Annotated in this window: 9 protein-coding genes; 7 read left to right on the top strand and 2 right to left on the bottom strand. The window is 71.3% G+C overall.

Features of this window, described 5'->3' with window-relative positions; all coding sequences use genetic code 11:
• Positions 1–96: 96 nt before the first annotated feature.
• On the bottom strand, positions 97–1314 hold the full coding sequence (gene hemW, locus AB0G28_RS44285; RefSeq protein ID WP_361103931.1) for a radical SAM family heme chaperone HemW: 1218 nt from the start codon (positions 1312–1314) through the stop codon (positions 97–99).
• 61 nt (positions 1315–1375) lie between these two features.
• Positions 1376–1792 (bottom strand): VOC family protein, encoded by a 417-nt coding sequence (locus AB0G28_RS44280; RefSeq protein ID WP_361103929.1) that lies wholly within the window; start codon positions 1790–1792, stop codon positions 1376–1378.
• 124 nt (positions 1793–1916) lie between these two features.
• On the opposite strand from AB0G28_RS44280, the gene AB0G28_RS44275 reads away from it, so the two are divergent.
• From AB0G28_RS44275 to AB0G28_RS44245, 7 genes are all read left to right on the top strand, one after another.
• The gene (locus AB0G28_RS44275) at positions 1917–2051 is read left to right on the top strand and encodes a putative leader peptide (RefSeq protein ID WP_361103927.1); all 135 of its coding nucleotides are present in this window, start codon (positions 1917–1919) and stop codon (positions 2049–2051) included.
• 108 nt (positions 2052–2159) lie between these two features.
• A complete protein-coding gene (locus tag AB0G28_RS44270; RefSeq protein WP_361103925.1) occupies positions 2160–3848 on the top strand; it encodes a nitrite/sulfite reductase in 1689 nt (562 codons plus the stop codon).
• Positions 3845–3994, top strand: a complete 150-nt coding sequence (locus AB0G28_RS44265) for an Insertion element protein (protein ID WP_361103923.1) — start codon at positions 3845–3847, stop codon at positions 3992–3994. The genes AB0G28_RS44270 and AB0G28_RS44265 overlap by 4 nt, the downstream gene beginning before the upstream one ends.
• Positions 3991–4686: a phosphoadenylyl-sulfate reductase gene (locus tag AB0G28_RS44260; RefSeq protein WP_361103921.1), complete on the top strand. Its 696-nt coding sequence runs from the start codon at positions 3991–3993 to the stop codon at positions 4684–4686. Before AB0G28_RS44265 ends, AB0G28_RS44260 begins: the two co-directional genes overlap by 4 nt.
• A gap of 11 nt (positions 4687–4697) precedes the next feature.
• On the top strand, positions 4698–5618 hold the full coding sequence (gene cysD / locus AB0G28_RS44255) for a sulfate adenylyltransferase subunit CysD (RefSeq protein ID WP_361103919.1): 921 nt from the start codon (positions 4698–4700) through the stop codon (positions 5616–5618).
• Entirely contained in the window at positions 5618–6880 is a 1263-nt protein-coding gene (locus AB0G28_RS44250) for a GTP-binding protein (protein WP_361103917.1), read from the top strand. Before cysD ends, AB0G28_RS44250 begins: the two co-directional genes overlap by 1 nt.
• The gene (locus tag AB0G28_RS44245) at positions 6877–7620 is read left to right on the top strand and encodes a sirohydrochlorin chelatase (protein ID WP_361103915.1); all 744 of its coding nucleotides are present in this window, start codon (positions 6877–6879) and stop codon (positions 7618–7620) included. The genes AB0G28_RS44250 and AB0G28_RS44245 overlap by 4 nt, the downstream gene beginning before the upstream one ends.
• Positions 7621–7650 lie beyond the last annotated feature (30 nt).

The following is a 7650-nucleotide window of genomic DNA, read 5'->3' as shown; positions in this document are numbered from 1 at the left end:
AGATGTCGCAATCCACACCGAACCCGGAGGCCCTCCCTCACACCAAGATCATCCGATCACGTGTCGCCCCGTACCCAACCTCCGTGGTCAATACACCTAGCCGGCGAGCCGGCGGACCACGCCGTCGGCGAGCAGCCGCCCGCGGTCGGTGAGCACCGCGCGGCCGCGGGTGTCCAAAGCGGACGGATCGAGCAGGCCCTCGGCGGCGGCCGCGCGGGCCTCGGCGAGCCCCGGCCCGTCGAGGACGTCGAGCGGAAGCCCCTCGGCGACGCGGAGCTCGAGCATGATCCGTTCGAGGTGCTGGTCGTCGTCGGTGAGCACCTCGCGCCCGCCCGCGGGCGAGGCGCCCTCGGCGAGCAAAGCGGCGTAGCGCGCCGGGTGCTTGACGTTCCACCAGCGCACCCCGCCGACGTGGCTGTGCGCGCCCGGCCCGGCGCCCCACCAGTCGTCGCCCCGCCAGTAGCCGAGGTTGTGGTGGCAGCGGGCCTCGTCGGACGCCGCCCAGTTCGACACCTCGTACCAGCGCAGTCCCGCGGCCGAGAGCGTCGCGTCGATCATTTCGTAGTCCGCGGCCAGCACGTCGTCGTCCGGCGCGGGCAGCTCGCCCCGGCGCACGCGGCGGGCCAGCGCCGTGCCCTCTTCGACGATCAGCGCGTACGCCGAGACGTGGTCGACCCCGGCGGCCAGCACGGCGTCGAGCGTCGCGCGCAGGTCGCCGGCGCGCTCCCCCGGCGTGCCGTAGATCACGTCGAGGTTCACGTGCTCGAACCCGGCGGCGCGGGCTTCGGCGGCGGCCTTCCCCGGACGGCCCGGGGTGTGCACGCGGTCGAGGATCTTCAGCACGTGCGGCGCGGCCGACTGCATGCCCAGCGAGACCCGCGTGTAGCCGGCTTCGCGGATCCCGGCGAAGAACTCCGGCGATGTCGACTCCGGGTTCGACTCCGTCGTCACCTCGGCGCCCGGGGCGAGCCCGAAGACGTCGCGCACGGCGTCGAGCACCGAGCGGAGGCCGTCGGCGCCCAGCAGCGACGGCGTGCCGCCGCCGACGAACACGGTGTCGGCGGCCGGGGGCACGACGAGCACGCGCGCCGCGAGCTCCAGCTCGCGCCGCAGTCCTTCCAGCCAGGACTGCGGCGACGAACCGGTGTCGAGCTCACCCGCGGTGTAGGTGTTGAAGTCGCAGTACCCGCAGCGCGTCGCGCAGAACGGGACGTGCACGTAGACCCCGAACGCTCTGCTCCCGAGCCCCTTCAACGCGCTTTCCGGCAAGGCGGGGTCGATGGCGGTGGCGGGATCGGGACGCAGCTCGGGCACCCTCCGATTGTCCACCCCGCCACGCTCGGTCGCGGCGAGAGGCCGATCGGGTGAACACCCGTTACGACGGCGGCAGGTTCGCGGCCGCCCAGTCCGGGTCGACCGGGATCATCTCGATGACGTCGAGCAGCACGCCGTTCGGGTCGGCGACGGAGAAGTGCCGCTGCCCGTATACCTCGTCGACGACCGGCGTCACCAGCTCGACACCCGCCTCTTCCAGCCGCTTCGCCTCGGCGCGCGCGTCTTCGACGACGAGGCCGAACATCAGCCCGGCCGTCTCCCTCGCACGGTAGGCCGGCGGCACCGACTCGTGCCCGCGCCGCACGAAGCTGATCTCGTACCCCGGCGCGCCGGCGTTGACGCTGGCGAACCAGTCCAGCTCGACGGTGACCGGCAGCCCGATCACGTCGGCGTAGAAGCGGGTGGTCGCGGCGACGTCGTCGACCAGGTAACCCGCCCCGAAACCCTTGACCTGCATCCCCACGCACCTCTCTGCTTACCACTGTATTCGTAGTACTCTACTCATAGTGGTTTGGATCGCGCAAGTGGGCGCGGGAGGGCGATTGACACGGTTTTCGCAGGTAAGTGACCCTTCTCCCACCATGCGGGCAGCCCTGGACCACATTGTGGACGCGTGGCACGCTGACGCCGTGACTCATGCCGGTGTTCTGCTCGTGGCCCGCCGCCACGTCGACCTCCTGCGGGTCGCCAGCGCCCTCTGCGTACCCGTTCGCTGACTCCCCGATCGCCACCACCTGCCACGAAATCTGGACAGCCGGCGCCGGAGGACACCCGCGAGCCGGTGCTCCTCCGCTGCCACGAAAAGCCTCTCGGAGGACGCCGCCATGGCCACGCCCCAAACCCCAGCCCGCCCCGCGCGTGTCAAGCAGAAGCGCGGCGAAGGGCAGTGGGCGCTCGGTTACCGGGAGCCGCTGAACCCCAACGAGCGGTCCAAAAAGGACGACCACCCGCTCAACGTGCGGGCGCGCATCGAGAACATCTACGCCCACCGCGGGTTCGACGCGATCGACCCGGGCGACCTGCGCGGCCGGTTCCGCTGGTTCGGCCTCTACACCCAGCGCAAGCCGGGGATCGACGGCGGCCGCACGGCGACGCTGGAGCCCGAAGAGCTCGACGACCGCTACTTCATGCTGCGGGTCCGGATCGACGGCGGCGCGCTGACCACCGACCAGCTCACCGTGCTCGGCGAGATCTCGCAGGCGTACGCGCGCGACACCGCCGACATCACCGACCGGCAGAACATCCAGTACCACTGGATCCGGATCGAGGACGTGCCGACGATCTGGGCCAAGCTCGAGAACGCCGGCATGACCACGATGGAAGCCTGCGGCGACAGCCCGCGCGTCATCCTCGGCTCGCCGGTCGCGGGCATCGCCGCGGCCGAGGTGATCGACGGCACGCCGGCGATCGACGAGATCAAGCGCCGCTACATCGGCAAGCCCGAGTACGCCAACCTGCCGCGCAAGTTCAAGACCGCGATCTCCGGCCAGCCCGACGTCGCCCACGAGATCCACGACGTGGCCTTCGTCGGCGTCGACCACCCGGAGCACGGGCCCGGCTTCGACGTCTGGGTCGGCGGCGGCCTGTCCACCAACCCGATGCTCGGTCAGCGCCTCGGCGCCTGGGTGCCCCTGGACGAGGTCCCGGACGTCTGGGAAGGCGTCATCTCGATCTTCCGCGACTACGGCTACCGGCGGCTGCGCTCGCGGGCCCGGATCAAGTTCCTGGTCAAGGACTGGGGCGCGGAGAAGTTCCGGCAGGTCCTGCAGGACGAGTACCTCAAGCGCGAGCTGATCGACGGCCCGCCGCCGGCCGACCCGGCCGTCCCGATCGACCACGTCGGCGTGCACCCGCAGGTCGACGGCAAGTTCTACGTCGGCGCGGCGCCGATCGCCGGCCGGTCGTCCGGCGGCACGCTCGTCGCCGTCGCCAAGGCCGCCGAGCGGGCCGGGTCGAACCGCGTGCGGCTCACCCCGCAGCAGAAGCTCGTCGTGCTCGACGTGCCCGAGGCCCAGGTCGCCACGCTCTCGGCCGAGCTGGCCGAGCTGGGGCTGGAGACGAAGCCGTCGCCGTGGCGGCGCGGCGTGATGGCCTGCACCGGGCTGGAGTTCTGCAAGCTCGCCATCGTCGAGACGAAGGCCCGCGCACAGCAGCTCGTCGCGGACCTCGAGAAGTCCCTCGCCGACATCCAGGACGGCCTCGAGACGCCGGTCACCGTGCACCTCAACGGCTGCCCCAACTCCTGCGCCCGGATCCAGACCGCGGACATCGGTCTCAAGGGCCAGATCGTCACCGACGCCGACGGCAACCAGGTCGAAGGCTTCCAGGTGCACCTGGGCGGCGGCCTCGGCCTCGACGCCGGGTTCGGCCGGAAACTGCGTGGGCACAAGGTGACTTCGGGCGAGCTGACCGGCTACGTCGAGCGCGTCGTGCGCAACTACGTCGCCGGGCGCGAACCGGGCGAACGGTTCCCGCAATGGGCCGCCCGCGCCGAGGAAAGCGCGCTCCAATGACAGAGCGAGCCACGCCGTTCTACTGCCCCTATTGCGGCGACGAGGATCTCCGGCCGGAAGAGAACGGCGGCTGGCTGTGTTCCAGCTGTCGCCGGGTTTTCTCGGTCAAGTTCCTCGGCCTGTCCCTCCCGGAGGTTTCCCGATGACCGCCACCGCCGACTACAAGACCCTCGCCGAGCGCGCCTCGAAAGAACTCGCCGACGCCACCGCGGAAGAAGCGCTGCGCTGGACCGTGGACACGTTCGGCGACGACTTCATCGTCGCGTCCAACATGCAGGACGCCGTCCTCATCGACCTCGCCACGAAGGTGAAGTCCGATGTGGACGTTCTGTTCCTGGAGACCGGTTACCACTTCCCGGAGACGATCGGCACCCGCGACGCCGTCCAGACGGTGTACCCGGACGTCCGCATCGTGAACGCCCAGGCCGAGCAGAGCGTCGCCGAGCAGGACGCGGAGTACGGCCCGAAGCTGCACGACCGCGACCCGAACCAGTGCTGTTTCCTGCGCAAGGTCGTCCCGCTGCGCAACACGCTGTCGAACTACTCGGCGTGGGTGACCGGCGTCCGCCGGGTCGACGCGCCGACCCGCGCGAACACCCCCATCGTCACCTGGGACGACCGCAACGGCCTGGTGAAGGTCAACCCGATCGCCGCCTGGACCGACGACGAGTTCAACGGCTACATCCGCGAGCACGGCATCCTCGAGAACCCGCTGGTGTCGATCGGCTACCTCTCGATCGGCTGCGCACCCTGCACGGCTCGCGTCGAGCCGGGGCAGGACCCGCGCAGCGGCCGGTGGGCAGGCCAGTCGAAGACCGAGTGCGGACTGCACGGCTGAGGAAGGGACGCATGACGACCTTGGAGCCCGCTACTGATGCGGCACAGGACAACTTGGCCGCCCTCGAATCCGAGGCCATCCACATCTTCCGGGAGGTGGCGGGCGAGTTCGACCGTCCGGTGATCCTCTTCTCCGGCGGCAAGGACTCGACGCTGCTGCTGCACCTGGCGATCAAGGCGTTCTGGCCGGCGCCGGTGCCGTTCCCGCTGCTGCACGTGGACACCGGGCACAACTTCGACGAGGTGATCGAGTTCCGCGACCGCGTCGTCGAGCGCCACGGCCTGCGCCTGGTCGTCGCGAAGGTCCAGGACTGGATCGACGACGGGCGCCTGGAAGAGCGCGCCGACGGGATGCGCAACCCGCTGCAGACCACGCCGCTGCTCGACACGATCGCGGAGAACAAGTTCGACGCCGTCTTCGGCGGCGGCCGCCGGGACGAAGAACGCGCCCGTGCGAAGGAGCGGATCTTCAGCCTGCGCAACGCCTTCGGCCAGTGGGAGCCGCGGCGCCAGCGGCCCGAGCTGTGGAACCTCTACAACGGCAGGCACCGCCCGGGCGAGCAGGTCCGCGTCTTCCCGTTGTCCAACTGGACCGAGGCCGACGTCTGGAACTACATCGCCCGCGAGAAGGTCGAGCTGCCTTCGATCTACTACGCGCACAAACGCGAGGTGTACCTGCGCGACGGGATGCTGCTGGCCGAAGGCCCGTGGGGCGGCCCGCGCCCGGGCGAAGAGGTCCGCGAGCTGGTGGTCCGCTACCGGACCGTCGGCGACGGCTCGTGCACCGGCGCGATCGAATCCACCGCGGCCACCGTCGAAGAGGTCATCGCCGAGGTGTCGGCCTCCCGGCTCACCGAGCGCGGCGCCACCCGCGCCGACGACCGGATGTCCGAGGCGGCCATGGAAGACCGCAAGCGTGAGGGGTATTTCTGATGTCCAGCCTGTTGCGGCTCGCGACCGCGGGCAGCGTCGACGACGGCAAGTCCACCCTGGTCGGGCGGCTGCTGTACGACACCAAGTCGGTGCTCGCCGACCAGCTCGACGCCGTCACCCGCGCGTCCGTCGACAAGGGACTGTCCACACCGGATCTTTCGCTGCTCGTGGACGGCCTGCGCTCGGAGCGCGAGCAGGGCATCACCATCGACGTCGCGTACCGGTACTTCGCCACGCCGAAGCGGTCGTTCGTCCTGGCCGACACGCCGGGGCACGTGCAGTACACGCGCAACACGGTGACCGGCGCGTCCACCGCGCAGCTGGCCGTGCTGCTGGTCGACGCGCGCAAGGGCGTGATCGAGCAGACCCGGCGGCACGCGGCCGTGCTGGCCCTGCTCGGCGTGCCGCAGCTGGTGCTGGCGGTGAACAAGATCGACCTGGTCGGCTACGACGAGGCGACCTTCACGGTGATCGCCGAAGAGTTCGCCTCGCACGCGGAGTCGCTCGGCTACTCGCGGGGTTCCGTCCTCGCGATCCCGGTGTCGGCGCTGGAGGGCGACAACGTCGCGACGCGCTCGGAGCGGACCCCGTGGTACACCGGGCCCAGCCTGCTGGAGCACCTGGAGGAGGTGCCGGTCGCGCCCGACCCGCACGACTCGGCGCTGCGCTTCCCGGTGCAGTACGTCATCCGGCCGCGCACCCCGGAATACCTCGACTACCGCGGCTACGCGGGCCAGATCGCGGCGGGCACGGTCCGCCCCGGCGACGAGGTCGTCGTGCTGCCGCAGGGCATCCGCAGCCGCGTCGAGCGCATCGACACCGCGGACGGGCCCCTGGAAGAAGCGGGCGCCGGGACGTCGGTGACGCTGCTGCTCACCGACGACATCGACATCTCCCGCGGCGACCTGATCGCGGCCGCCGACGCGCCCCCGCGGGTCACCGACGAGATCACCGGCACGCTGTGCTGGCTGTCGTCCAAGCCGCTGAAGCCGGGCGCGCGCGTGCTCGTCAAGCACGGCACCCGCACGGTCCAGGCCCTGGTCGACGAGCTGCACGCGCGGTTCGACGAGCAGACACTGTCCAGTGTGGACGACCCGGCGACGCTGGAGCTCAACGACATCGGCCGCGTCACGCTGCGCCTGGCCGAGGAACTGGGCGTCGACGACTACGGCGTCAGCCCGCGCACCGGCGCGTTCCTGGTGATCGACCCGAAGGACGGCGACACCCTGGCCGCGGGCCTGGTGGGTGAGCGCTTCTCGTGACGCCTCCCCTGGTGGCCGTCGCGCACGGCAGCCGTGACCCCCGCTCGGCGGCGACCGTGCGGGCACTCGTCGACGTCGTGCGCGCGCAGGCACCGGGACTGCCGGTGTACGAGTCCTTTTTGGACCTCTCGGCCCCGTTGGTGACCGACGTGCTGCGGGGGTTGTACGCGGACGGCCACCGGACGGCGGTCGTGGTGCCCCTGCTGCTGGGCAGCGCGTTCCACGCCCGGGTCGACCTGCCCGCGCTGATCGATGCGGTGACGGCCGACTGCCCGGGCTTCGCCGTGCGGACGTCCGAGGTACTGGGCGCCGACCCGGCCCTGGAGGCGGTCGCGCTCGACCGGCTGGCCGCCGCGCCCCGCCGCCGCGGCACGGGTGTGCTCGTCAGCGCGGTCGGCTCGTCGAACGCTTCCGCCAACGCGGTCGTCGCTTCGCTGGCGGCACGCTGGGAAGAGCGCCTCGGGCTGCCGGCGAGCGAAGCGTTCGCCAGCGCCACCCAGCCGGACATCCCCGCGGCCGCCGAAAAGCTGCGGGCCCGCGGGGTGCGTCACCTCGTGGTGGCGTCGTGGTTCCTCGCGCCGGGCCTGCTCCCCGACCGGATCGCGCGGCTGGCCCGCGAAGCCGACCCGGGCGCGTTCATCGCCGCACCGCTGGCGGACGACCCGCGCGTCGCGGACGTCGTCATCGCCCGCTACGCCACGGCGGTCACCGGCCTGCTGCGCACCGGCCAGCCCGTCTAGCCCCCGCCCCAAGCGCCCCAATGTGGCGTT

The organism is Amycolatopsis sp. NPDC021455 (assembly GCF_040640995.1).
Taxonomy (GTDB): domain Bacteria; phylum Actinomycetota; class Actinomycetes; order Mycobacteriales; family Pseudonocardiaceae; genus Amycolatopsis.
The sequence above is the reverse complement of the archived record's forward strand: the minus strand, read 5'-3'. Positions and strand labels throughout refer to the sequence as shown.